The organism is Chryseobacterium sp. WG23 (assembly GCF_024586575.1).
Classification (GTDB): Bacteria; Bacteroidota; Bacteroidia; order Flavobacteriales; family Weeksellaceae; genus Chryseobacterium.
Window position 1 is genome coordinate 117,293 of sequence record NZ_JALCZE010000011.1, and the last position, 23,568, is coordinate 140,860.

The window sequence follows — 23,568 nt, forward strand, 5'->3', positions numbered from 1 at the left end:
GGAATAGGCTTGTCTTTACTTAATCTATTAATCTTAATACTATCATTATGAAACATGTACAACCCATTACGACAATGAACGTTGCATTTTTAGTGTATAATCAGGTAGAAGTCCTGGATTTGAACGGCCCGCTGGATGTTTTCGTTAAGGCGAATGTAATACTGCCGGGCAGTTATCATTGCTATACTGTTGGGAAAACCAGAGAAGCAGTTTATACAGAGGCTAATACAATGGCTATTGTTCCTGGTTACGACCTGCAGACATGCCCCAAACCGGATATGATTGTCATTCCCGGAGCAAATCCTGACCAGGTGATGCAATACCTGCAGGATGATGATTTTCAAAATACAGTCCTCAATTGGGTAAAAGACCAGTGTCATAATGGGGTTGTTATTTTCACAGTCTGTACAGGAAGTATGTTGCTTTCTAAAACAGGTATCCTTGATCATTATGATATTACAACCCACAGTATGTTGCTGGATGCATTGGAACAGCATAATATAAAAAGTAATATTAAAAGGGGGGTAAGGTATGTTGATCAGGAGCAACTGATCACAACGGCAGGTATTACAGCCGGAATAGACGCGGCTCTTTATCTGATAGGAAAACATCACGGGCAGAAAGCTGTAGATACTATTGTGAAGCTTTTTGAATACCAGCAGGGGAGTAGTATAGCTTAATTTCATTTTCCCGCAGATCAAGTAAATTACGTAAGGTTTACCACCATTATCTGCGTAATCAGCTCAATCAGCGAGATAATTAGAAATGGATTTTTTTCTCGCAGATTCCACAGATTACGCAGATTTTTTAAAACTTGCTTACCTTTGATATAATGCGAAAGGATTAGAAATAGATTTTTTAATCCTTCTTTTTCAGAAATCATGGATGAAGTCTTAAAAAACGACAATAATAGAATAATAAGAATCATCACAGATGTTGATTACAAAAGCATTTTTACTATTATGTTCCCCAAAAAGCAGAACTCTTTATTTTTATGAAAAATAATAAATAGTGTAAATTATTTATAGACAGATATTTGTGAATGCTACAAGAAAAAATGTGCTAAAAATATTCGGGAAAAGTTGGAGTTAAAAAGTATTTTTCTATCTTTGCAGTCCCTTAAACAAAGGGATTTGCTTAAAAATGGAAGCATAAAAAAGCAGATGACCGACTCGGTAGCTCAGCTGGTAGAGCAATACACTTTTAATGTATGGGTCCTGGGTTCGAATCCCAGCCGGGTCACTTGGACGGATAAAGCGTTTTTATAACTGCTTTATCCGTTTTTTTGTTTTTATAAAGCATAGCCAATTAGTACTATATGTTCGGATCAGGACTTAGTTCTGAAATTTTAAACAGCAGAGAAAATAACAGTAAAAATACCTCGTTGTACCGAGAATTTCAGTAAGAAGATGAGTCATGTAAAAACAGCAGTAATCATATTATTTTTTACACGGATATTTTCTGGATATTAGTGTATTTTTAACCTATATTGGCTTATAAATTGATATTGTAAACTTTGAATTTTTGATGACTAATGACTAAATCAATTGTAATTTTATTTTTCTTTCTAAATGGTTTTTTCTTTTTAAATGCACAAGAGAAAAAAGATTCGCTCTATTACAAGATAGAGGAATTTTCAGATCAAAGGAAAGTTACCAAATTTATTCATCGTTTTATATTCCGTAGAGAGGCAGATTCTACTTCTGTTAAAAGCAGGACTGAAAAACTGTCGCAGGAAGCTTATAATAAAAAATACATCAGAAATATCCGGATAGAAACAATTGACCCTTTTGGATATGGCTCTAAAGATGATAAAGTAAAATCCAAATGGTATGATTGGATCACCAATCACCTTCATTCTAATACAAAAACTTCCACGGTTAATAATTATTTGCTTTTTCAGGAAGGTGAAGAATATAATGCCCAGAAACTCTATGAATCTGAGCGTTTGCTGAGAACAATGCCATTTATAAACAGAGTTAATATCAGTGTTTCCGACAGTACTTCCAGTAAAGATTCTATTGATGTTATTGTAAAAGTTCTCGATTCCTGGAGTCTGAAACCCAGAGTCAGTTATTCAGGAAGTAAAATTGGGTTGGGAATGACGGAAGAAAATGTACTTGGATTAGGTCATGAACTGAATTTCCTGTATAGAAATGATTCCAAAGAAAAGCAGGATTATCTTTTCGGGAGCTATACAGCCTATAATCTTTTTGGTACCTATATCAATGCTCAGGTTCTTGGGGAACGGGATTTTTTTAAAAATGAAAGAATCAATTTCAATGTCAGAAGAGATTTTTTCTCCCCCTTAACGAAATGGGCCGGTGGTATTAGTTTCGAATATTTTATGCGAAATGTTTTACTTCCAACAGAAACTGAAACCACTTTTCCGGAAGTTCAAATCAAAGTTTACAGCCAGGATATATGGGGTGGTTATCAGATTCCTGTTTCATCGGATCCAAAAGAAAAGGTTTCCGGTAATATTGCCGTGATAGGGAGGTTTCAGAATTATCAGTATAAAGACAGCCCGGGAATAGACAAGTATAAATATTTCAGTTCTTATAACAGTTTTTTGATGTCTGTAGGATATATTCACAGAAATTTCTCGGTTCAGAAGAATATTTTTCAATATGATTTGCCGGAGGATATTGCATATGGTAATTCGGTGAATCTCACGGCAGGAGCTTTGTCAAGAAATAGTGATGTGAAGCCTTATCTTGGCATTTCTGCGTCATACGGTACCTTTACAAAGTTGGGATATTTCAATCTTAAAGCTCAGTTTGGAAGATTTTTTAATGAGGATGACCCTAACCGTGAATCTTTCCGGCTGGATGGAACTTATTTTACGAATCTTATGGATTGGAAATTTGCCAAAGCAAGACATTTCTTTTCTCCCACTTTAGCCTTGGGAAATCCACAACATAATTATTCTTATAAAGACAGAATCAATCTTTCTGCTGCAGACGAATTTCCTGTTTACAATTCGGATTATATCGGAACAAAAAAATTGGTTTTAAGATATCAGCTTCAGCTGTTTATCAATAAAACCTGGAAGAATTTTCATTTCAGTCCCTATCTAACGGCGGCAGTCGGCTGGCTGGGTATGCCTGATGATACACTGCTGAAAACAAAAGCAAACACGAAAATAGGAATTGGTGTTTTAATCAATAATCCGTTTCTGGTTTTCAACAGAATTCAAATTTCTTTCATGTATTATCCCCGTGTTCCTTTCGATAATAATTCAGTTTTTGACTTTAACAGCAATCGGAATAATCTTTTGCCAATGAATAGTTTTGCAACAGATATTCCTCATTTTGTTAATTTTTCCAATTAAACGTTTTTTGGTTTTTAAACTCTAAATATATTGATTTTGAATCTGTTCCAAAAGGTAAGGGAAGAAAGACTTATTTGCATCCATTGTAATCAGGTGAAAAAAATGATTTTTTTAAATAAAATAACGGAGATAAAGAAAAAGTTTTTATCTTTGCAGTCCCTTAAATAAAGGGATTTACTTGAAAATGGAAATATAAAAAGTAGATGACCGACTCGGTAGCTCAGCTGGTAGAGCAATACACTTTTAATGTATGGGTCCTGGGTTCGAATCCCAGCCGGGTCACCAAAATGCCATGTAGAAATAAAGGCTTCTGCATGGCTTTTTTTGTGAATAAATAAAATGATCAGGCAATTCTCGGATCTGTGCAAAAGTTGAGGCAAAGTTCTATTTTTATTATGCCTGATTGTAAGTGAGTCAAGAATGAATTGATTAGAATTCGATTTTGATGTAGCTAACTTTTTATAGTCGCTTCTTTGCTTTCTTACAATAGAACATCAAAGGGCAGTTGCCTATCTGTTAAGCTCAGGTTGATTATATCATGATTTATTTTGGCTTATTGTAATGTTAAAATGTTTGAATTTTTTCACATTACAGATGCAATAGCTTCTCTAATGACCTTCAGTACCTCCTCGGGTTTTGAAATCATAGGGACATGGCTTGTGTCAAGTTCCGTTATTTTTGCATTGATTCTTTTGGCCATGATTCTTTCAAGCTCTGGGCTGATAGCATCGTCTTTGCTGGCAACAATATACCAGCTTGGCTTTTCTTTCCAGGCCGGTGTGCCCATTTTTTCACCAAATAATGCTGCATTGGCAGGCCCCTGAGTCGTATACATCAATGCTGTTTGTTTCTCTGGGACATCACTTGCAAAATATTTCTGAATGCCTTCTTTGGTTAGCCGGATATAGCCATCAGCGATGTCTAAATGCTGTAAGGCTGCAGTTGGATAATGCTCTGTCAATCCGCCAAGTGTTTCATCTTTGTCCGGGGCCATAGCAGCCACATATACCAAAGCCCGTACTTTTGGATGGACCCCTGCTGCGGTAATGACAACACCACCCCAGGAGTGTCCGATAAGAATAATGGGACCTTCAAGTTTGTCCAGTGCCCTGTTGGTGGCAGCTACATCATCCGCTAAAGTTGAGAGAGGATTCTGAACAGAAATTACATCATGCCCTTCAGCAAGAAGACTAGGGATTACATCATTCCAGCATGAGCCATCTGCCCAAAGTCCGTGTACAAATACAATGTTTGCTTTTTTCATAAGGTGTTTTTTTAAATTATTTTCGATCCTAATATAAAAATTTTATTCGGACAGATATACGCTTTAATACTTTTTACAGCATGCATTATCTGAAATTACTTTAATAGTTTTCTATATCCTAAAAGGCTGTGTATTAGGTTAATTTATTTCATTGTTATATTGATATTTTAAAATAAAATTTAATCCCTGGCTATTCATTTTTTTACAGACGATTTATACTATATTGTGATCGTAAAAAACATCAGGAATATGGAAAAAGATCAAAAAGAAAACTTCAACATTACAGAATACGGAACTTTACAGTATTCCGTATTTATTACCAAACGTCCCGGTCTCAATCGGGAACTGCCTTCGGGCTATGAATCTCTGGCGTGGGTGCCCAATTCATCAACTCTCATCTATGGAGAAAAGGATGCCGTATTAGTGGACACATTCCTTACTGCTGAAGCTTCACAAGCTTTAGTAGAATGGGTAAAATCCAGTGGTAAGAACCTTACTACAATCTACATCACCCACGGCCATGGTGATCATTTTTTTGGTATAGAGCTTCTCAGGCAGCATTTTCCTCAGGCAAAGGCCGTTGCAAGGCCGGATATTATAGAGCATATGCGCGGTGAGCTCAATCCTGCTTTCTTTAATAATTTCTGCACTACGCGTTTTCCTGGTCAACTTCCTGAACAAATTACACTCCCGGAGCCTCTTGAAGAAAATTTCATTGAACTGGAAGGTAACAAATTGATTCTCATTGACACCGGCTATACAGATACAGCTCTTTCAACAGGTCTGCATGTACCGTCCATTGGTCTGATTGTAGCAGGAGATGCAGCGTATAACGGTGTTCACCCTTATATGGCAGAAGGTAACCCGGAAACCTGGCTTCAATGGATTGCAGCACTTGACAAACTCGAATCACTGGCTCCCCAGTCTGTAGTTGCCGGCCATGGGCGTCCGGAACTTGAAAACCATCCAAAGATTATTCAGGAAACCAAGGTTTATTTCCAGGATTTTATGCGTCTTAATAAAGAAACAGCTACGGCCCGCGAACTCTTTGACCGGATGATGGAGCTACATGGAGACCGTGTTAATCCAGGGTCACTTTGGGGTGGAGCAACAGCTGCTAAAGCAAAATTATAATTAAGATTTTAGTTATAGACTGAGAATAAGATAGTGTAAGACTATAAAATAATTGTTTAGCCTGTGATGATTTGAAATAGTCACAACCTGATCAGACAGTTACAGGGTGGAAATAATTGATTTTTTAGAGCAATCTTATATGAACTACAAAGTCACCTTATTTAATTAGTGTAACAAAGATTTATTTATCAGCTAGTTAATGGTATCAATTACAAAAGTCTACCTTATATGCCAAGGTAGACTTTTTTGCAATGGATTGAGTTATTATTTTGGATACACTGTTGCAATAAATTGCTTATCTGTAGGAGATAGAACAGTATTACTGCCAACACTGAATCCGTTTGTTGTCAGATTTGGGTCGACACTATAATGCATAATTGACAATTTATCGTAAGCACTATACTGCGTTTGTGTAGTTGAATATTTTGCAAAAAAGTTAGTGTCTACTTGAGCCTGGGTCCAATAATTTGGAGCAGCTGCGTAATAGGCATACACCTTTGGTTTGTCCCAAGGGATATCAGCTAAAGGGTGTTGGTGTTCGTGGATCATACCAAGTGCATGTCCAAATTCATGAATGGCTGTTCTGCTGAACTCTGTGTCCGATGTTGTATCAGTAAACCAACCAAAGTTCATTGTTTCCTGATTAGCAGGTATTTTAAGAGCTTGTGTTCCTATATACGAATAAGATCCATCTGTGGGTCCGGATTTGAAGGAAACACGAATCTGTGCTTTTTTACTGGTAACAAATTTAAAGGTAATGTTGGCATATTGGGACCATTCTTGAGCATATTGCATCACTTTGTTGCGAACTGTGGTACTACCTCCTATGAAAGCTACAGTGATTATACTGCCATTCGGCCATTTTTTATCGGTAACAACAGCTCCCTTTGAGGCGGTTCCGGGAACATATCCCTCCCCAGGAAGATAAACATCTTTACACATTCGTGTGTTGAAACTTGTAGACGTATCTGCATTTAACGAAGTTTGTGTTTGTGGGGTATTTTCTTCCACATTGTCGTTGGTAGTATTACATGATACCATCGCAATCGAGATAAATGATCCAAGCAAGATCTTCTTGTGTAATTCCATAATTTTAAGTGTTTAAGTTAATTAGTCTTTTAGACTATAAAAGCAAATGCATTTTGTTATGATAATCTTTATCATATCGGTACATTAATTGAATTATTGTTGACTTTCAAATATATAATAAAAAGATATGTACAGCCTTTATTTTAAGATTAGCTAGTACTACTTACATACTACATTTGGCTTAATTGCTTCTCATTACCCTATATTGATGGGTTTACAAGAACCTGATCCCCAATTCTGAAATATCTCAGTTTTTTTCTTTTTAAGTTTAGTTACCTGCTGCATAAAGCAAAATTATATCCCAGCTTCTCAGCACACCGTTAGATATACTGATGATTCCATCGATGGTTATATTTGGATTTGGGTGATGGAAGATTGCTAGCCCGAGCTTATCTATCTTTCTCAAGTATTGTCCTCCTTTATTAGGATACGGAAAATAAAACCGAAGACAAAGCACCTTATCTTGGGTAATCTTTCAGGATTGAAAGAAAATAATGGTTTCCATTGATTAAATATTATATACTGACTTTCACATAGTATTGTGTGAGTAATAATCTAATAAATAATCACTTAGAAATACAAGCTTCGTCAGTGAATTGATATCAACCAACGAATGTCTTCTGTTCTGTGAAATTTATTGAATAAAAATGTATAAAAAAGTTGGAGTTAAAAAGTATTTTTCTATCTTTGCAGTCCCTTAAACAAAGGGTTTACTTAAAATGGAAACATAGAAAAGTAGATGGCCGACTCGGTAGCTCAGCTGGTAGAGCAATACACTTTTAATGTATGGGTCCTGGGTTCGAATCCCAGCCGGGTCACTTTAAAGCCTCAACTTAGGTTGAGGCCTATTTTTATAAACGGTTGTTTTTCAGAATTTTTTATTTTCCATTCCATTCTCATTTCAAAATTTTCTTAAATCTAATATTTAAAAGATTAGCTCCTGATAATATAAACTCGGTGACCTCTTTATTTTTATTATATTTAAAATCAAGCTGTCCAAAATATTCTGTTGTTGAATAAAAACTTGCGGGTTTTAATGGAAACAATTCAATATCACCGTTTAACGGATGCCTGGCTATCAGCTTGTTGTTTTTAATGAGTAATTGATAAATTGTATTGAATTCTTCATTTCTGTAAAACCCAACCAAATTATTCAAAATCATTCCATCTGCTTTTGGAGGATTTAGATTGATTTTTTTTGCGGTATAGGTAAAATCAGCGATTCTAAATTTAAATGAATAGTCAGAAAGTGTCAGGCTTGCGGTAGGAATAGAAGTAATTTTAAATTTATTGTCACCGGCTACCTGTAAGCGTTCCTTACCTTTATGGTTATATGTTCCGAGATAAAGATCTTTCCCTTCCGTTGATATTTCAAGGTAATTGCCGGGATTAAGCTCATAAACTCCTTCAAATTGCATTAGTTCTGATGGAGCATAAGTTGTTTTTTGAGGCTTAACAGGAATTATTTCTTGATCTTTAAGAAAGAAATCAACCAACTGATACGTAATCAGCAAACCGTCAAAACCCTGCCCATTTCCCAGTATAACAACAGAAAATTGTTGCGAAGGAACGTGAAGAATGTAGGTTCGATAGCCAACAGTGCCACCACCATGAAATACAATATCCAACCCTTTATATTTTTCAGTTTGCAGGCCCAGTCCATATTCTATCTTTTTACTCGAACTTAACACGGTATTCTTTTGCATTGTATTATAAAGCATACGACTTCCCAGTATTGGATTTTGAAAATTGGCTGCCCATTTGCACAGATCATCCAGCGTCGCATAAATATTGGATGAACCACTCACCATCTGTCCGATAGGGAGCTTTACGAATGTATTGCCTTTTGACTGATAGGATTCTGCTTTATTTGGAATAATTTTATCCGGATCATCTATTGCCAGGGTGTTTTTCATGTGTAAAGGATTAAAAACATATTCCTTTGCTATTTGGCTGAAATCTTTTTTATAAACCATGCGAAGAATTTCAGCAAGCAATGTAAAACCCGTATTATTATATTGATACTGCTCTCCCGGAAGAAAGTTTACACTTTTGATTCCCAATAAAGTCTTTACTGCTTCGTTATTGTTTACTTTAAACTCATCACCAAACCCCTGCAATTTCTTGATTTCACTAAAATTGGGTAATCCATGGGTATGATTGGCTAATTGCCGAATGGTAATTTTATAGGGAAGATGACTCAGTTCCGGCAGGTAAGTTCTAATATCGTCATCTAATGATAACTTTCCTTCCTGTTCTGCTAAAAGAGCAATAAATGCGGTAAACTGCTTAGAAACCGATGCAATATTAAAAGCCGTAGAATCTGTTATTGGGGTTTTACTTTCGAGATTAGCCAGCCCATAGGTTTTCTTATAGATTATTTTCCCATTTTTTATGACTGCAACAGCCATTCCCGGGGTTTCTGCTTGTTTATAAGTACTCCATAAAGAGTCGGCCCGACTGATTGGATCTTTTTGATTGGATTGTCCGAAACATAGTCCGAAATTCAATACAGAAAAAAGGAACAAAGGCCATTTGATTTTTAGCTTCATTTTATTAATTTTTTTAATGATGAAGCAAATCTGGAACTTTGTACCCACATACACATCCGAGTATCCAAAGTCGAACTGATTTGCATCATAAAAACAGTACGACTTTAAATCGGACACTGTTTAAATGATTGATTTTCTGTAGTCTGTAGGTGTTAAGTTGGTTGCTTTTTTAAATGCGGTATAAAATGAAGATTTTGAATTGAAGCCCACTTTGTACAATACTTCCAGTACTGTTAATTGAGACTGCTCTTTTAGAAGAGTTTTTGCATCATTAATTCTAAACTCATTGATAAAGTCGAAAAAATGTTTACCCGTGTGCTGATTGATCAATAATGACAGCTGCTTTTCGGGTAAATTAATTTGTTCTGCTAATTTCTGCAATGTTAACTTATCATCTAAATAAGGCTTTTCAGTTTCCATAAATTGCATCAAATTTTTCAATTGTTCAGGTTCTTTCTTCAATTCATTCGCCGGCTTTACAGGAATCAGGTCTTTACTGATACCTGCAAACAAATTGGGCAGATATAAGGCGTTCAGCACAAACCAGCTGATTACAAATAATATAAACAGGGATGTAAAGATGTATAAATAGGTATGAACCGGGTTACTTTCATCTACAAAGCCCCTGATCAGTACAAAGAAATTTCCAATTAAAAAAAGAACAGTGGTTTGCATCAACCATTTATAAGTAAGGTGATGATTACTGGAATAATTTTCCTGATATATTTTTCTGAAGGATCTTAGTGCCAGAAATACAGCAATGATATAAAAGTAATATTGAATGATAGAAATACTATCAAATACCCGGTAGTTTTGTTTTGAAATTCCTGAGATACTGTATAGACAAAAAAAGAATAAGAAAGGAAGTGTATGTAAAAGATGCTTTTTATGAAGCTTGAAATTATAATAACAAGCCGAGTTTACATATAAATAATAGAGCGGCATCTGTAGTAATACACTTGCCAGTTTCCCTCCTTTAATTATTTTAGAATCAGGTGGTGATATAAACAAACCAGAAAAATCTATCACCGATACGAGTAGAAAAGCAGCAAATAAATAATCTGGTAATTTTCTTTTGGATTTTACTGTAATCAGAAAAACACTTAACAGTAAAAACAAAAAAACAATAATCTTACCTAAATCGTTGATAAATGACATGTGTGTAATTTATATAGGGTTTATAAACAAATGTAACAATCTATAGAGTAGTTCCAATAGGACTATAATAAACAAAGATAAATTTACCAGAGTTAATAGTATAGAATTATGGTACGCAGGTGGTAAGAATATAAATAAACTGGATTTTTCCGACACTCTAGGATTGCCTATTTATTATTCCTGTGATTGGGATTTTGACGGATTATTTATCCTTTGGTAAAGCAAAAGATAATAATTGAACTCATCTAAAATAATTAACGGATTATAGAAGGGTCATGTGATTTTATTAAAAAGGTTAATAATTGATCATTTAACTTCATCTTTTTAGTTTTCTTCCTTTTAGGATTTTGTTGGTGTTGGCAAGAGGTAGATCTGCCATTTTTTCTATGCCTGTATCTAGTGTCTTTTAGCTGATTCAATCGCCTCAAGTCCTCCAACAAAGAGTTCGAATTTTGTACCAGCCGGTCACCAAAATGCCATGTAGAAATAAAGACTTCTGCATGGCATTTTTTTGCGAATAAATAAAACGATCAGGCAATTATAGGATCTGTGCAAAAGTTGATGCAAAGTTCTATTCTTATTATGCTTGATTGTAAGTGAGCCAAGAATGAATCGATTAGAAATCGATTTTGATGAAGTTAACTTTTTTATATCGCTTATCAGCGACAAAGTGGCCTTTCTTTACTTTCTTACAATAGAATATCCGAATGATCATTTCGTTCAGCAGAGAAAGCGAACCTGGCTGGGTTATATTAGATTTTCATCTAGGCCTAACCTAAAAAATTCAACCATTCTACAAGCTATTTTTTTGATCTTTTTTTTGAAGATTTGGGAAGTATAGGAGGAGGTGGAACATTGGAGCTGTTAATTTCCTCAAGTGTAGGAGGAACAATATGCTCAAGGATAACAGTCTTTTTAAAAGGAAACTGGTTTTTTGCCAACTCTTCATGATAGTCAAAGTAATAGGTATCCTTAGTATAATAATAACTCTGAATAATTAATGAGTCTTTTTTACTAAAATAGGCATCAGAAAGACTGAGTTTTAAAAGACCTTTATCATTGGCCTTTACTTTTTTTACCAGTACAGCACCGGTTTTGTTTTCTTTTATAAAAGTTACTTCAACATGAGGAGCTACTTCATTGCTGTCAGTAAGGAAAAGCAGTTCTATATTATATTGCTTTTGTGCTAAAGCAGCTGAAAAGCAAAACAAAAAGAGTAAAAATTGTAGTTTTTTCATACTAAATGTTTTTAATGTTGATATTGCATAACGATGTTAGAATCAATTTTTCTGTCTTCTGTTTCTTTTTCCATTTCTTTAAAGCCAATCTTTCTGTATAAATAATAAGCTCTTTCATTGGTGGGGATCACATCAAGGAAAATATCAATGGTATGAAATAATTTTCTTGCCTCACGAATCACAGCGTCAATCAATCCATACCCTATATTTTTACCCTGAAATCCTTCTTTTACATACATCTGGTAGATATTTCCGGAAGAACCGGCATCTTTCACAAAAACACAGATTCCTATAAGCTCCCCCGCTGCAAATGCTCCCCAGACAAACCTTTCCGGTGTCTGATTTTCTATATCATATTCTATTCTTAGTTTTTCCGTATTTCTGGCCTCTTCATAGGTCGCTCCGAATGATTCAGGAAACCTTTCCAGGCTCTCCAATCTGATAGCCCTGTACATTGTACTCTCTCCGGAAAGAAGTTTTCGATATTCAATATTCATAGATAAGTTTTTAATTGTAGTAACAAAGATGCAAATAGTTTTGGATACAATTAAAATCAAATGTTATATACTTTTTCTTAGAACTTGTTTACACTTTTTACTTTAACCACAAATCGAAGATTATCTCCTTTCAGTCGATGAATGTTATTTCGACGTAATCAAAAGTCACAAAGTTTCTTGAACACTTAAGTTTAATGAAGCTGTGGAAATAAGTTCACTAAAGCTCACGTAAGTTTTTAAAAAATCAAAGATTTTTTGCTTAAATGTTCTTTTTGTTTCCAATCAGTTTAAACTTAAAATAAACTAAAGTGTTTATCGCGTTTCATTCAGCATTGTGACTAAATTTTTAATTGTTTAACCAGACTTTTACATAAATCTCTAAAAAATAATAAATTGTAGTTGATTGAATTGTAATGCTTTATGTGTTGTGTGAGAATTGTCTGCATTCGGTGTTATTTAAATTCACAGTAAAAAACTATATTGAATAGGTTGCATTCTATTATAAAATACTCTGCTGCAAATAATAAAATAGAATAGTTTTCAGAATGTTTGTGCTTTCACGCTTGATTTTGGTAAAAAATTAATGTTTATAGCCTGCTTTTCCGTCAAGTTAAAAGATGTGTTTTTAGTTTATTTTATAATTAAACAGAAGGAAAAATGGAAAATAATTAATCTTAAATGATGTTGTTTGTTAAATTAATATCTTATCTCAACTTAGTACGATAAATTATGTATATTTATGAAAGAGAATTATTAATAATCTAAAGATATGATACTATGTTAATTGGATTTCTGTTTTCGGATTTATTTTTTATAATGTGTAGGTAGGTATAGAGAAAAAAATAATATCGTTACAGATAAATGAGTGTAAAAATTGAAAAAAATCTAACAGACTATTTTGGAAAGAATAAAATGCTTAACGGATGAAAAAAATTCTTTCAACTAATACTAATAGGTTAAATTATCAGAAGTAAAATTATATATTCAAAAGTCATGAAAAATATTAAAATCTATACCCTTTGTATAGGTTTATTGCTTGTCTTGTTCTCATGCAGACAGAATATAAGTGAAGAACAGAAAGAATCCTTTGATACTGCTTTACTGACCAAAAATGATACTTTATTGTCATCCGGCGTATATGAATCTGTTGTCCATCTGAACATAGAATATTTGAAAAAAGCGGAAAATATGGAATATACAGAAGGTAAAGGGCTTTGTTATCTGAATATAGCAAAGGTGAATGTTTCTGCAGGAAATTATGTAAAGGCTCTGTTTTTTTTCCAAAAAGCGGAAAAAGCTCTGCTTAATTCCAAAAATGGATATCATAAAGCGCTATTCTATGATACCTACAGTAAATATTACTTTCATCTAAAGCTTTATGATAAAGCTTTAGAATACAATGACAGGGCATTCCGTTATGTAAAGGCTGCAAAAAAATCTAAATTCAGTGATAAGCTTTTTTCAAAGCTCTTTTTGAAGAAGGGAATTTTTCTAATACGAAAAAGATGGCTTGGGGCTGCTTTGAAATGTTATTTGAAAGGTAATGCATTAGAAAATTCGGCTTTCAGTAACAGCTTGGTTGCGGAATATTATCTATCTGTTAATCAGTTAGATAATGCGGGAATATATGTTTCCAACGCCAAAGAAAGAATACAGAATCATAAAATTAGCAACACAGAAGCCCTTTGGGTATATTATGTGATGGGCTATTATTATAATGAAATTAATAATTATGAAGAGGCCGAAAGAAATCTAAACAAAGCTTTGGAGGTCATAAAAATAGAGCATACTCATTTTTCATATGTAGCAGAGGTGTACCAATCTTTGGCGGAACTGTATAAAAAGATGGATGACGAAGACAAAGCATATTATTATCTGGAAAAATATACGGAAGAACAAGGGAAAACTGATTCTGCTCAGTTTGCTACAATGAATAAAACGGTGGATGATTTTATAGCAGAAACGAAAAATGAATCAGACTGGAGCAGAAATAAGCTGCCTTTAGCTATTGCTTTATCTATTGCAGCGATCTCTATTTCTGGAGTCTATGTCCGGAAGATTATTAACAGGCTGAGACTGAAAAAGAGAAGTTTGAAAAAAGAAGCGGACGAATTGAAAAACCATGTGCACACCAAACAGTTTCAGGAAGTTGTTGAGCTGGCTAAAAAAAATGATTCTTCATTTCTGTTAAAATTTAAAGAACTATATCCGGATTTTGTCAGTATTCTTCTAAAGATTAATCCCGATCTTGAAAATTCCGAATTGACTTTCTGCGCCATGCTGAAACTCCGTCTTTCATCCAAAGAGATTGCTGATTATACTTTTGTGCAGCACAGATCGGTTCAGCAAAAAAAATACCGGATTAGAAAAAGGCTGAATATTCCGGCTGAAACAGACATCTATGATTTTTTTGATGGATTATAGTAAAAAGAATAATAATTAAATTGTCGGATAAATTTAAAAAAGTATTTTATCCATTGTGACACAAATAAAAATGTAAAGAGTAAATATTGGGTATCTATGAAACATTTTTTTACTCATAATTATACTGGAAAATATTAGAAAACATGATGATCCGTTCTCTTCTTTTTGTTTTATTAATTATTTTGTTTTCGTGCAATCAGTATTCCCGAGAACAGGATCAAAAAAAATTTGATATTTCTTTATGGGAAAAAAATGAGTTGTTCAGGCTATCTGGAGATTATGATTCGCTTGTCAGTCTTAATACAGAATATTACAGAAAAGCTAATAAGATGGGCTATGAAGAAGGTAAAAGCCTATGCTATATCAATATGGCTGAGCTGAATATGACACTGGGGAATTATCAGAAAGCACGGGTCCTTTTTGATCATACTGATGGTATTTTAAAAGATTCAAAAGATTATATTCATAAAGCTAGATTTTATAACGTGTACAGCCGTTTTAATTCGATGCTTAAAAAACTTGATAAAGCTTTTGAATATAATAATGCAGCAATGGGATTCATATATAAAAGTAAGAACTCAGCGTTAAAAAATGATATTCTTTTCAATATTTATTTTAGACAGGGAGAGTATTACATTCAAAAAAAGAAGTATGAAAAAGCATTAGAATATTTTCAGAAGGCTAAAAAACTGGATGCTTCGGGTTTCGCAGATGCTATGATAAGTGATTATATTTATATGTATAAAAACTCAGACTCTGCCTATACTCATATTTTCAGAGCATATACAGCTATTGAAAAACGGGGGAGAAAGGATGTTATAGCACTTTACGTCACTACAGTTTTTGGGGAATATTATCTTTCAGACAAACAGTATGATAAAGCAGAGGAGATGTTTCTGCAGGCCCTTAAAATTAATAAAAAAATACGGAATGTGTACGCTAATTACACCCGATTTATCTATAATGATCTTAGACGTGTATACGAGCAAAAAGGAGATAAAGAAAGAGCGTATATTTATTTAAGAGCTTATGCTGATGCAAATAATAAAATCAATACCGCAGTATTGAAAACAATTAATCAGGATATGGAGTCTTTTATTAGCGAAACAAAAAAAGATACTGAAAGCCATGATAAAGGGATACAATGGGTAATCCTTTTATCGGTTATAGGCTTTTCTGTGCTGGGAATATATGCATGGAGAATTATAGACTTACTGCGAAAGAAAAAAGAAGCGCTTACAACGGAAACTGAAAAATTAAAAGCCCGAGTAGATGGTAGTAAACAGGACGAAATTCTAGAATTGGCAAGGAAAAATGATCCTGAATTTTTTAACCGGTTTAAAGAAACTTATCCAAAATTTGTCAACAGGCTTTTAAGTATCAATCCTAATCTTGAAACTTCTGAGCTTACATTCTGTGCCATGATCAAGTTGCATTTTACCTCCAAAGAAATTGCTGCTTATACGCTTATCCAACACCGGACCGTTCAGCAGAAAAAATACAGAATCAGAAAAAGACTCCATATCCCAACAGAAACAGATATCTATCATTTTTTTGATGAGTTGGGGTAAAAAAATTATATGCCGTCAGATGAATTTTAAAAAAGAGTTTTATTCATTGTGAAATGAGAAGAGTAATAATAAGGTTAAAATATATGAAAACCACTTTTTAATTGTAATTTATACATGAAAAATTAAAAAGTATTATGATTCGTCCTTTTCTATTTATTTTGCTCATTATTTTAGTTTCATGTACTCGCAATTATAAGAAGTATGACAAAAGTTTTGATATTCCTCTATTACATGAAAATGAAAGGCTCAGGCTTTTAGGAGAATATGATTCTCTCGTTAACCTGAATACAAACTATTATAGAAAAGCTAATAAAATAGGCTACCAGGAAGGTAAAGCTTTGTGTTATACGAATTTAGCAAAAATAAATACGTCAACAGAAAATTATCAGCAAGCGGATGTTCTTTTTAATCAGGCCGAAAAAATTTTAAAAGACTCAAAAAGTAATCTTCATAAAGCAATATTTTATAATAATTACAGCAAGTTGAATGTAGAGATGCATAAACTTAATAGAGCGCTCGAATATAATAGTTATGCACTTGATTACTCAAAAAGAATCGATGAATCCCCATTCAAAAAAGAATTACTGTCAGAAATATATACAAACAAGGCTGCCTACCTTGATATTAGCAAACAGGCTGATAAATCTTTATATTATTTGCATAAAGCCAGATTATTGAATGATTCAAGACGTTTGAATGTAATATTTGGAGAACATTATATATGGGGTGAAAAGAGATTGGATTCTGCTGAAATATATTTAAGAAAAGTAGTTGATGATCCGGATAAAGAAAAGGCAATGGATATTGATGCCCTTACTGCCCATACTATTTTAGCTGAATGCTATATTTGGGATAAACAGTATGATAAAGCAGAAAAAAATCTTAAACGTGCTTTAGAAATTGATAAAAAAACAAGAGATGTTTATACCTATTATACCAAATATATTTATAATGATTTTAAATGGCTGCATAAGGAGAAAAATGATGATGTCAATGCCTATTTTTATCTCCAGGCTTTTGCTAATGCAAAAAATAAGACCAATGCTGCGTTATTAAAAACGATTAATCAGGATATGGAGTCTTTTATTAGCGAGACAAAAAAAGATACCGAACAACATGATAAAAATATACAATGGGTGATCCTTTTATCGTTTGTTGGTTTCTCTGTGGTGGGAATATATACCTGGAGAATTGTAGACTTACTGCGAAAGAAAAAAGAAGCGCTTACAACGGAAACTGAAAAATTAAAAGCCAGAGTAGATAGCAATAAACAGGACGAAATTCTAGAATTGGCAAGGAAAAATGATCCTGAATTTTTTAACCGGTTTAAAGAAACTTATCCGAACTTTATCAACAGACTTTTAAATATCAATCCTAATCTTGAAACTTCTGAACTTACATTCTGCGCAATGATCAAATTACATTTTACATCCAAAGAAATTGCTGCTTATACGCTCATCCAACACCGGACTGTTCAGCAGAAAAAATACCGGATCAGAAAAAGACTCCATATCCCAACAGAAACAGATATCTATCATTTTTTTGATGGTTTGGAGTAATACTGACATAAAAACAGCCTGATGGCTTCATCAGGCTGTTTTTGTGAACTATTTTTTACAGGTTTTTGATGGTACTTCCTCAAAATTTGAATGTTGAATAAGCTTTTAGGCTGGTTTAGTGTCCGCTAAAAAATGCCAGCATGGTTGCCAGGGCTTTTTCAGAATGCATCTGTTCACCATTTTCAAGGGATTCCCGGGTGGCAATGGCAGCTCTTTTGCGCATATTGATTTCATAGGCAGAAATAGCTTCCCGTAAAGTAGGGTATGTATTGTCTGTAAGGCATTCACTAAGCTCCAAAGCGTCCAGCATGGCCATATTAGCGCCTTCTCCTGCAAAGGGAGGCATCACATGCGCTGCATCACCCAGCAGAGTCAAGTTAGGCATTGCTTCCCAGGTCTGGTCCAAAGGTATAGAATAGATCGGGCGTGGAATAAAAGGAGTCTGGGCATTTTCAAATAATTCATCCCAGATGTTGTTCCATTCAGCATATTCTGTTTTAAACCATTCCAAAACCTGTAGCTTATCCGAAAAGTCCAGGCCACTGTGTATACTCCAGTTTTCATCTGCCTTAAAGCTGGCATAAAATCCGAGGTCTCCGTTGCCTTTCTGACCAAGCAGAATATTTTTAGAATTTCCAAAAGCCATTATTTTACCTCCTTTGATCAGTGCATCAATATGTGGGGATGCTTCCTTCGAAACATTACCTTCAAGCATGATAATTCCGGAATAAACAGGTTTAATTTCTGTGAGGTAAGGACGTATTTTAGAATGGGCACCATCTGCTGCAATCACAAGATCAGCATAAGCGGAAGTGCCATTTTTGAAATGAAGCATCCAGCCTCCCTGCCAAGCCTCCATCGATAAAAAATGGCTGTCCCAAACTACTGTTTCAGGTTGTAAGGACTCCAGCAGCATATTTCTTAGGGGCCCACGGTCTATTTCCGGACGGAAGTGTTCAGCTCCGAAATCTTCCTCAGGCTTTAGTTCATGATCGCTGAAAAATACTTCAGCCTGTTCATTCATAATAAGGGTCTTATCTGCACCGGGACGGAATGTCTTTTTGAATTCATCCAACAGATCAGCTTTACGTAAGGCCGCCAGCCCGGAATTTTCATGCATATCGAGAGGAGAGCCTTTTACCCGTGCATTTTTATTATAATCCCTTTCATATACTTTTACGTTTGCGTTTTTCAATTGTAAAAGTCTTGCCAGGGTAAGTCCTGCAGGACCGCCCCCAACGATGGCTATTGATGTATTGTCTATCAGCATTGTTAATTTAAATTATACAATGCAAATTTATTTTCCTTTCAACACGGATAATAGTACAAATCGGTCATTTTTGTTTTTGGATAATTCTTTGGGGGCAACTCCTGAGAATTTTTTAATTTCCTTGATGAAGTGATTTTGGTCTGTATAATTGAGCTCAGGGAAGAGTTTCCCCTGTGCAATATGTTCCAGTGAAGTTCTGAAGCGTAAAATAGTAGAATAGGCTTTTAAGGATAACCCTAATTGTTTTGTAAAATAGCGGTTGATCTGACGGTTGCTCCAGCCTGTTTTTTCTGAAAGATCTTTCACGCTCATTTCACCCTTTGATAGATAAATAAGTTCAAAAAGTTTCCGTTTTCTTTCATCTGTTTTTTCAGGCAGCAGTTCTTTTATTTTTTGCGTTGCTTTTTTACAGCAAAGCTCAAAATCATATAGATCCTCAGCTTTAAAATCCCAAAAATCATCGGAAAGTACTTTTCCCTTATTTAATACATCGGCAATAGAAGTATTTAAAATATATTCCACAGCGATAGGCTTAAAACTGACCACAAAAGCAGTAGTTTTCGAAGGTATTTCTCTTTGCTCCGGATAGGTCTCCAAACCGAGAAGTGTAACACAAAAAGGTTCAGCCGGCGATTGCATGAAAAATAGATCAACCCGCCCGTCAGGAATGATAACAACTTCCTTAGGTTCGCCAGAAAGATTTTGAAATGTCCCCAGATTTTCTACAAAATCGGCAATTGCCTGATCCGGTTCTATGAAGTTATAATGGAAGTCATTACCCATGATTGTTCTTAATAAGCTTTCAGCACATGAAGATACAAAAAATGGACAGCCAGAAGCCAATTTGTTGAATTTTTATACCGTAATAGATATTGGAAAACGGGAAGACTCTTACGTTTACGTATTCACCTCCCTTTGGAAGGGTGGTGAAAATTCAAAGAATTTTTGACGGGGTGGTTTTAATAATAAGCCTGTTTAAACTAATTAAAAATTTAGTAACAAAATCTGAGTAAAAAGCTATAAACACTTTAGTTATTTTAAGTTTAAACGGATTGAAAATAAAAGTATTCTTAAGCAAAAAAATCTTTGATTTTTTAAAAACTTATGTGAGCTTATTTTCCCAGCTTTATTAAGTGTTTAAATCTTTTATGACTTTTGTGGTTAATATTTCTCTCGCTGATTCAGCAAATCAAGCAGATTTTTATTACTACATCGTATAAAAGAACCTTAATGCCATATATTTTAACACTTTAGCTCACTTAAGCAAGTGTAAAAATCATTGCATATAAGTAAGTTCACTTTAGGAGAAAATCAGAGATTTTCATAAAACTTATGTGTACTTTTCAGCAGTATGATATTAACTAAAAAAAATCTTAGGTGTTCAAGAAACTTTGTGACTTTTGACTACGTCAAATCTTCGATTTGTGGTTAATAAAAACTTTAATATTTTAAGCTCACTGCATTCTTTTCTTTAATAAGTATTACTTTTGCTTTAGCCGAATACCTAATGTTCGTATTGAGTATTTATTGAATGGACAAATCATCAATCAACAATTATTTTCACTCCTTATTCAGTATCAAAGAAGAGGTGGTTGAAAAAATTACAGAAACCTTTAGTCATTTTGATTTAAAGGCAAATACCATTTTGCTGGATAAAAATACCATCAGCACCAAAACTTATTTTTTGGAAAAAGGCTATGTCCGTTCTTATATTTTAAATGAAGATAATGAAGAAATTACGACTAATATTTATGCGGCGCCGTGTTTTGTGAATGACTTTTTATCCTTTTTCAGGCAACAGCCCACCAAGGAAGTTTACCAGACGGTGACAGACTGTAGCTTTTGGGCGACAGGTTTAGAAAATGTACAACATAATTTTCATAATATCCCGGAATTCAGAGAGTTCAGCAGGCTTCTTTTCGTGGTTAACTATTATCATATTCATGACAGATTGATAGAAATGGCCAGCCAAAAGGCTTCAACAAGGTATTTCAATCTGATGAAGAAAGATCCCAATATATTTCAGCATGTTCCGTTGAAAGTAATTGCTTCTTATCTGGGAATTAAAGACAGTTCGCTGAGCAGGATCAGAAGAGATATCCATAAAAAGTAATTTCTTTTCATTTGTCAAGTGGTATTTCATACCTTATCCCTGATCTTTGCTAAAAATAATTTCATGAATAAAAAACATATTGTTGTTGTTGGATTAGGAGGTGTAGGCGGTTATTTTGGATTTAAAATAAATAAGGCTAATGAAATTTCCGGAAAATATAAAGTCTCCTTTGTGGCCAGGGGAGAAACCTATAAGAAGGTAAAAGAAAACGGACTGATCTTAGTGTCTCCGGAACACCCTGACAACAGCACGCATCCTGATGCTGTAGAGCAGCATATCAGTAATATAAAAAATCCTGATCTTGTGCTGATCTGTGTCAAGGAATATGACCTTGAAAATGTCTGCAGGCAGCTTAAAGAAGTCATTACCGAAGATACTGTACTGCTTCCGATGATGAACGGAGCTGATATTTATGACAGGATCAGACAGGTAATCCCTGATCATACGGTATTGCCAACCTGTATTTACGTAGCTTCCCATATTAAAGAAAGGGGAACGGTAGAACATAAGGGAAAAGCCGGTAGAATGATCGTGGGTAGGGATCCTGACCATTTTTCCAGCGATGTGAACTGGATAGTTGATCTATTGAAAGAAAGTAAAATTGATTTTGATTTTAAAGACAACTCGTTAACGGATATCTGGACCAAGTTTTTCTTTATCGCCAGCTTTGGAATGGTAACTGCAAAGCATAATTCATCTATCGGAACAGTGTGTACCGATGAGCAGCAGAAAGTTGAAGCCTCTGAAATCATGAAAGAAATACAACAGATTGCCGTTCAGAAGGAAATTCCTTTGCAGGACGATATTATTGAGGCAACCTTTGCCAAGGCATCTACATTTCCTTTTGAAACCCCAACTTCTTTACAGCTGGATATTCATTCCGGGAAAAAAGATAATGAACTGGAATTATTTGCAGGAGCAATTTTAAAATATGGAGCTGAGCTCGGTATAAAGACTCCATTTACTCAAAAAATATATACTGAGATTAAGACAAAATAATATCAAAAAATTTGGATAAAACCAGTGGATGATTGATAAATAGGGCGGGTTTTAACTCGCCTTATTTATTTGAAATTTTATATTTCATTTTCTTTGATTCTAATACTCACGATCCCTGTCTTTGATGGTTCTGAATTTTGTTTTAAAAAAAGTATCAGCTAGAAGAAATTTAAATAATGTTATAAAAATGAATTGTAGTGGTAAACGGTATATACAGCTCAGGTTCCATGCATGAATTTCTGTCGGTTCAAAAGAACTTCCTCCGATTCACGGTGATCAGGATCATCAACACAGCAGTCTACCGGACATACAGCCTTACACTGTGGTTCTTCATGGAAACCTTTACATTCGGTGCATTTTCCAGAGACGATATAATATACCTCATCCGATACAGCGGGATTAAAGGCATTGGCATCAGCTTCAGTACCATCAGGAAATGTTACTCTGCCTGAAAGTTTTGTCTTGTCCTGCCAGCGCCAGTCTATAGCTCCTTCATAAATGGCTGAGTTGGGACATTCAGGTTCGCAGGCTCCACAATTGATACAGGCATCCGTTATTTTTATGGCCATTTTTTTTATTATTTATATGTTTAAAAAGGGATTTCTTCAACGTTGTCCTGTTTTAGAAATCCCCTACAAACTTAATTAAAACAGTTTCAGTAATTTATACATCATAAACTGTGCAAACTTTTATTTTGAAGCTGTTAATCTTTAGCAATCTTCACAGCAAGTCCATCCATGTCTGCGTTTAAGTAGATCTGGCTGGCTAATCTGCTGTTTGTTCTATCATGTTATGATTGATCTATTGTAGTTCTTTCTATTCTTTTTGAAGTGGCAATGCCGATAAGCTTGTCAAACTTTCCCGAATATAAAGGTGAAATTTCTGTCTTATGGTCACTGTCAAATAAGGCGGACCGGACGATAGGTACGCTGAACGGCAATGGCCAGGCCCTTAGTGATTTGGCAATAGCATCCATTGCATTGATTCCCTGCATAGCTTGCAGTCCGTCGGCCCAGCATATCAGGCCAACCGTTTTATCTGTAAGGTAAGGTTCATATCTGCCGGCTGTTACTTCAAGCCAGTCCAGGCAGTTTTTCATAACTCCGGGAATGCTTCCATGGTATAGGGGAGCGAGCCAGATGTGAAGATCTGCATCCGTAAATAGTTGAGCCATTCGCTCCACAGCCAAGGGTGTTTTGGTAAGACTGAGATCAAATAAAGGAATCCCGGAATCAGCGAGTGTGAAAATTTCAGTTTGAATTCCCATCGTTTTCAGATGATCTGCAAAATAATTGGAAATATGTCCTGATGTGGATTCCGCTCTTCTTTCCAGTGATCCGTTGAATATGAGTGCTTTCATTTTGTT

18 protein-coding genes and 3 tRNA genes are annotated in these 23,568 nt (G+C 34.7%); 11 read left to right on the top strand and 10 right to left on the bottom strand.

Annotation, left to right across the window (positions count from 1 at the left end; all coding sequences use genetic code 11):
- Positions 1-47: 47 nt before the first annotated feature.
- The 4 genes from MP477_RS17215 (at position 48) to MP477_RS17230 (ending at position 3,619) form a co-directional block, all read left to right on the top strand.
- On the top strand, positions 48-680 hold the full coding sequence (locus tag MP477_RS17215; RefSeq protein ID WP_257191347.1) for a DJ-1/PfpI family protein: 633 nt from the start codon (positions 48-50) through the stop codon (positions 678-680).
- Between the two features lie 489 nt (positions 681-1,169).
- Positions 1,170-1,242 (top strand) — tRNA-Lys (locus MP477_RS17220).
- Positions 1,243-1,534: 292 nt separating this feature from the next.
- Positions 1,535-3,334, top strand: coding sequence for a hypothetical protein (locus tag MP477_RS17225; RefSeq protein WP_257191348.1), 1,800 nt, complete (start codon positions 1,535-1,537; stop codon positions 3,332-3,334).
- A gap of 209 nt (positions 3,335-3,543) precedes the next feature.
- Positions 3,544-3,619: transfer RNA gene (locus MP477_RS17230), tRNA-Lys, on the top strand.
- Between the two features lie 298 nt (positions 3,620-3,917).
- Here the strand turns inward: MP477_RS17230 and MP477_RS17235 are convergent.
- The gene (locus MP477_RS17235) at positions 3,918-4,598 is read right to left on the bottom strand and encodes an alpha/beta fold hydrolase (RefSeq protein WP_257191349.1); all 681 of its coding nucleotides are present in this window, start codon (positions 4,596-4,598) and stop codon (positions 3,918-3,920) included.
- A gap of 249 nt (positions 4,599-4,847) precedes the next feature.
- Here MP477_RS17235 and MP477_RS17240 point away from each other — a divergent pair, with 249 nt between their 5' ends.
- The gene (locus MP477_RS17240; protein WP_257191350.1) at positions 4,848-5,732 is read left to right on the top strand and encodes an MBL fold metallo-hydrolase; all 885 of its coding nucleotides are present in this window, start codon (positions 4,848-4,850) and stop codon (positions 5,730-5,732) included.
- Positions 5,733-5,996: 264 nt separating this feature from the next.
- On the opposite strand, the gene MP477_RS17245 is transcribed toward MP477_RS17240, so the two are convergent.
- A complete protein-coding gene (locus MP477_RS17245; protein WP_257191351.1) occupies positions 5,997-6,773 on the bottom strand; it encodes a matrixin family metalloprotease in 777 nt (258 codons plus the stop codon).
- 793 nt (positions 6,774-7,566) lie between these two features.
- Between MP477_RS17245 and MP477_RS17250 the strand changes: the two genes are divergently transcribed.
- Positions 7,567-7,639: transfer RNA gene (locus MP477_RS17250), tRNA-Lys, on the top strand.
- A gap of 78 nt (positions 7,640-7,717) precedes the next feature.
- On the opposite strand, the gene MP477_RS17255 is transcribed toward MP477_RS17250, so the two are convergent.
- From MP477_RS17255 to MP477_RS17270, 4 genes are all read right to left on the bottom strand, one after another.
- A complete protein-coding gene (locus MP477_RS17255) occupies positions 7,718-9,373 on the bottom strand; it encodes a serine hydrolase (RefSeq protein ID WP_257191352.1) in 1,656 nt (551 codons plus the stop codon).
- Between the two features lie 120 nt (positions 9,374-9,493).
- The gene (locus MP477_RS17260; RefSeq protein WP_257191353.1) at positions 9,494-10,531 is read right to left on the bottom strand and encodes an AraC family transcriptional regulator; all 1,038 of its coding nucleotides are present in this window, start codon (positions 10,529-10,531) and stop codon (positions 9,494-9,496) included.
- Positions 10,532-11,331: 800 nt separating this feature from the next.
- A complete protein-coding gene (locus MP477_RS17265) occupies positions 11,332-11,769 on the bottom strand; it encodes a hypothetical protein (RefSeq protein ID WP_257191354.1) in 438 nt (145 codons plus the stop codon).
- Positions 11,770-11,780: 11 nt separating this feature from the next.
- On the bottom strand, positions 11,781-12,266 hold the full coding sequence (locus tag MP477_RS17270) for a GNAT family N-acetyltransferase (protein ID WP_257191355.1): 486 nt from the start codon (positions 12,264-12,266) through the stop codon (positions 11,781-11,783).
- Positions 12,267-13,259: 993 nt separating this feature from the next.
- Here MP477_RS17270 and MP477_RS17275 point away from each other — a divergent pair.
- The 3 genes from MP477_RS17275 to MP477_RS17285 all read left to right on the top strand — a co-directional run bounded on the left by MP477_RS17275 (position 13,260) and on the right by MP477_RS17285 (position 17,820).
- Complete coding sequence (locus tag MP477_RS17275; RefSeq protein WP_257191356.1) at positions 13,260-14,690, top strand: tetratricopeptide repeat protein; 1,431 nt, start codon at positions 13,260-13,262, stop codon at positions 14,688-14,690.
- A gap of 143 nt (positions 14,691-14,833) precedes the next feature.
- On the top strand, positions 14,834-16,261 hold the full coding sequence (locus MP477_RS17280; RefSeq protein WP_257191357.1) for a tetratricopeptide repeat protein: 1,428 nt from the start codon (positions 14,834-14,836) through the stop codon (positions 16,259-16,261).
- A 134-nt stretch (positions 16,262-16,395) separates the two neighbouring features.
- On the top strand, positions 16,396-17,820 hold the full coding sequence (locus tag MP477_RS17285; protein ID WP_257191358.1) for a tetratricopeptide repeat protein: 1,425 nt from the start codon (positions 16,396-16,398) through the stop codon (positions 17,818-17,820).
- A 115-nt stretch (positions 17,821-17,935) separates the two neighbouring features.
- On the opposite strand, the gene MP477_RS17290 is transcribed toward MP477_RS17285, so the two are convergent.
- The gene (locus tag MP477_RS17290; protein ID WP_257191359.1) at positions 17,936-19,090 is read right to left on the bottom strand and encodes an NAD(P)/FAD-dependent oxidoreductase; all 1,155 of its coding nucleotides are present in this window, start codon (positions 19,088-19,090) and stop codon (positions 17,936-17,938) included.
- A gap of 27 nt (positions 19,091-19,117) precedes the next feature.
- Entirely contained in the window at positions 19,118-19,933 is an 816-nt protein-coding gene (locus tag MP477_RS17295) for an AraC family transcriptional regulator (RefSeq protein ID WP_257191360.1), read from the bottom strand.
- 688 nt (positions 19,934-20,621) lie between these two features.
- On the opposite strand from MP477_RS17295, the gene MP477_RS17300 reads away from it, so the two are divergent.
- Together MP477_RS17300 and MP477_RS17305 are read left to right on the top strand one after the other, a co-directional pair.
- Positions 20,622-21,203, top strand: a complete 582-nt coding sequence (locus tag MP477_RS17300; RefSeq protein ID WP_257191361.1) for a Crp/Fnr family transcriptional regulator — start codon at positions 20,622-20,624, stop codon at positions 21,201-21,203.
- Positions 21,204-21,266: 63 nt separating this feature from the next.
- Positions 21,267-22,202: a ketopantoate reductase family protein gene (locus MP477_RS17305; RefSeq protein ID WP_257191362.1), complete on the top strand. Its 936-nt coding sequence runs from the start codon at positions 21,267-21,269 to the stop codon at positions 22,200-22,202.
- A gap of 218 nt (positions 22,203-22,420) precedes the next feature.
- Here MP477_RS17305 and MP477_RS17310 read toward each other — a convergent pair whose 3' ends face one another.
- The gene (locus tag MP477_RS17310) at positions 22,421-22,771 is read right to left on the bottom strand and encodes a 4Fe-4S dicluster domain-containing protein (protein WP_230038455.1); all 351 of its coding nucleotides are present in this window, start codon (positions 22,769-22,771) and stop codon (positions 22,421-22,423) included.
- A gap of 221 nt (positions 22,772-22,992) precedes the next feature.
- Positions 22,993-23,562, bottom strand: a complete 570-nt coding sequence (locus MP477_RS17315) for an NADPH-dependent FMN reductase (protein ID WP_257191363.1) — start codon at positions 23,560-23,562, stop codon at positions 22,993-22,995.
- Positions 23,563-23,568 lie beyond the last annotated feature (6 nt).

Excerpts from the sequence above, each read along its gene's own strand:
- MP477_RS17310 (WP_230038455.1), bottom strand. The coding sequence starts at position 22,771 with ATGGCCATAAAAATAACGGATGCCTGTATCAATTGTGGAGCCTGCGAA.
- MP477_RS17240 (WP_257191350.1), top strand. The coding sequence starts at position 4,848 with ATGGAAAAAGATCAAAAAGAAAACTTCAACATTACAGAATACGGAACT.
- MP477_RS17260 (WP_257191353.1), bottom strand. The coding sequence starts at position 10,531 with ATGTCATTTATCAACGATTTAGGTAAGATTATTGTTTTTTTGTTTTTA.
- MP477_RS17255 (WP_257191352.1), bottom strand. The coding sequence starts at position 9,373 with ATGAAGCTAAAAATCAAATGGCCTTTGTTCCTTTTTTCTGTATTGAAT.
- MP477_RS17315 (WP_257191363.1), bottom strand. The coding sequence starts at position 23,562 with ATGAAAGCACTCATATTCAACGGATCACTGGAAAGAAGAGCGGAATCC.
- MP477_RS17270 (WP_257191355.1), bottom strand. The coding sequence starts at position 12,266 with ATGAATATTGAATATCGAAAACTTCTTTCCGGAGAGAGTACAATGTAC.
- MP477_RS17245 (WP_257191351.1), bottom strand. The coding sequence starts at position 6,773 with ATGGTATCATGTAATACTACCAACGACAATGTGGAAGAAAATACCCCA.
- MP477_RS17285 (WP_257191358.1), top strand. The coding sequence starts at position 16,396 with ATGATTCGTCCTTTTCTATTTATTTTGCTCATTATTTTAGTTTCATGT.
- MP477_RS17305 (WP_257191362.1), top strand. The coding sequence starts at position 21,267 with ATGAATAAAAAACATATTGTTGTTGTTGGATTAGGAGGTGTAGGCGGT.
- MP477_RS17225 (WP_257191348.1), top strand. The coding sequence starts at position 1,535 with ATGACTAAATCAATTGTAATTTTATTTTTCTTTCTAAATGGTTTTTTC.
- MP477_RS17275 (WP_257191356.1), top strand. The coding sequence starts at position 13,260 with ATGAAAAATATTAAAATCTATACCCTTTGTATAGGTTTATTGCTTGTC.
- MP477_RS17215 (WP_257191347.1), top strand. The coding sequence starts at position 48 with ATGAAACATGTACAACCCATTACGACAATGAACGTTGCATTTTTAGTG.
- MP477_RS17290 (WP_257191359.1), bottom strand. The coding sequence starts at position 19,090 with ATGCTGATAGACAATACATCAATAGCCATCGTTGGGGGCGGTCCTGCA.
- MP477_RS17265 (WP_257191354.1), bottom strand. The coding sequence starts at position 11,769 with ATGAAAAAACTACAATTTTTACTCTTTTTGTTTTGCTTTTCAGCTGCT.
- MP477_RS17235 (WP_257191349.1), bottom strand. The coding sequence starts at position 4,598 with ATGAAAAAAGCAAACATTGTATTTGTACACGGACTTTGGGCAGATGGC.
- MP477_RS17300 (WP_257191361.1), top strand. The coding sequence starts at position 20,622 with ATGGACAAATCATCAATCAACAATTATTTTCACTCCTTATTCAGTATC.
- MP477_RS17280 (WP_257191357.1), top strand. The coding sequence starts at position 14,834 with ATGATGATCCGTTCTCTTCTTTTTGTTTTATTAATTATTTTGTTTTCG.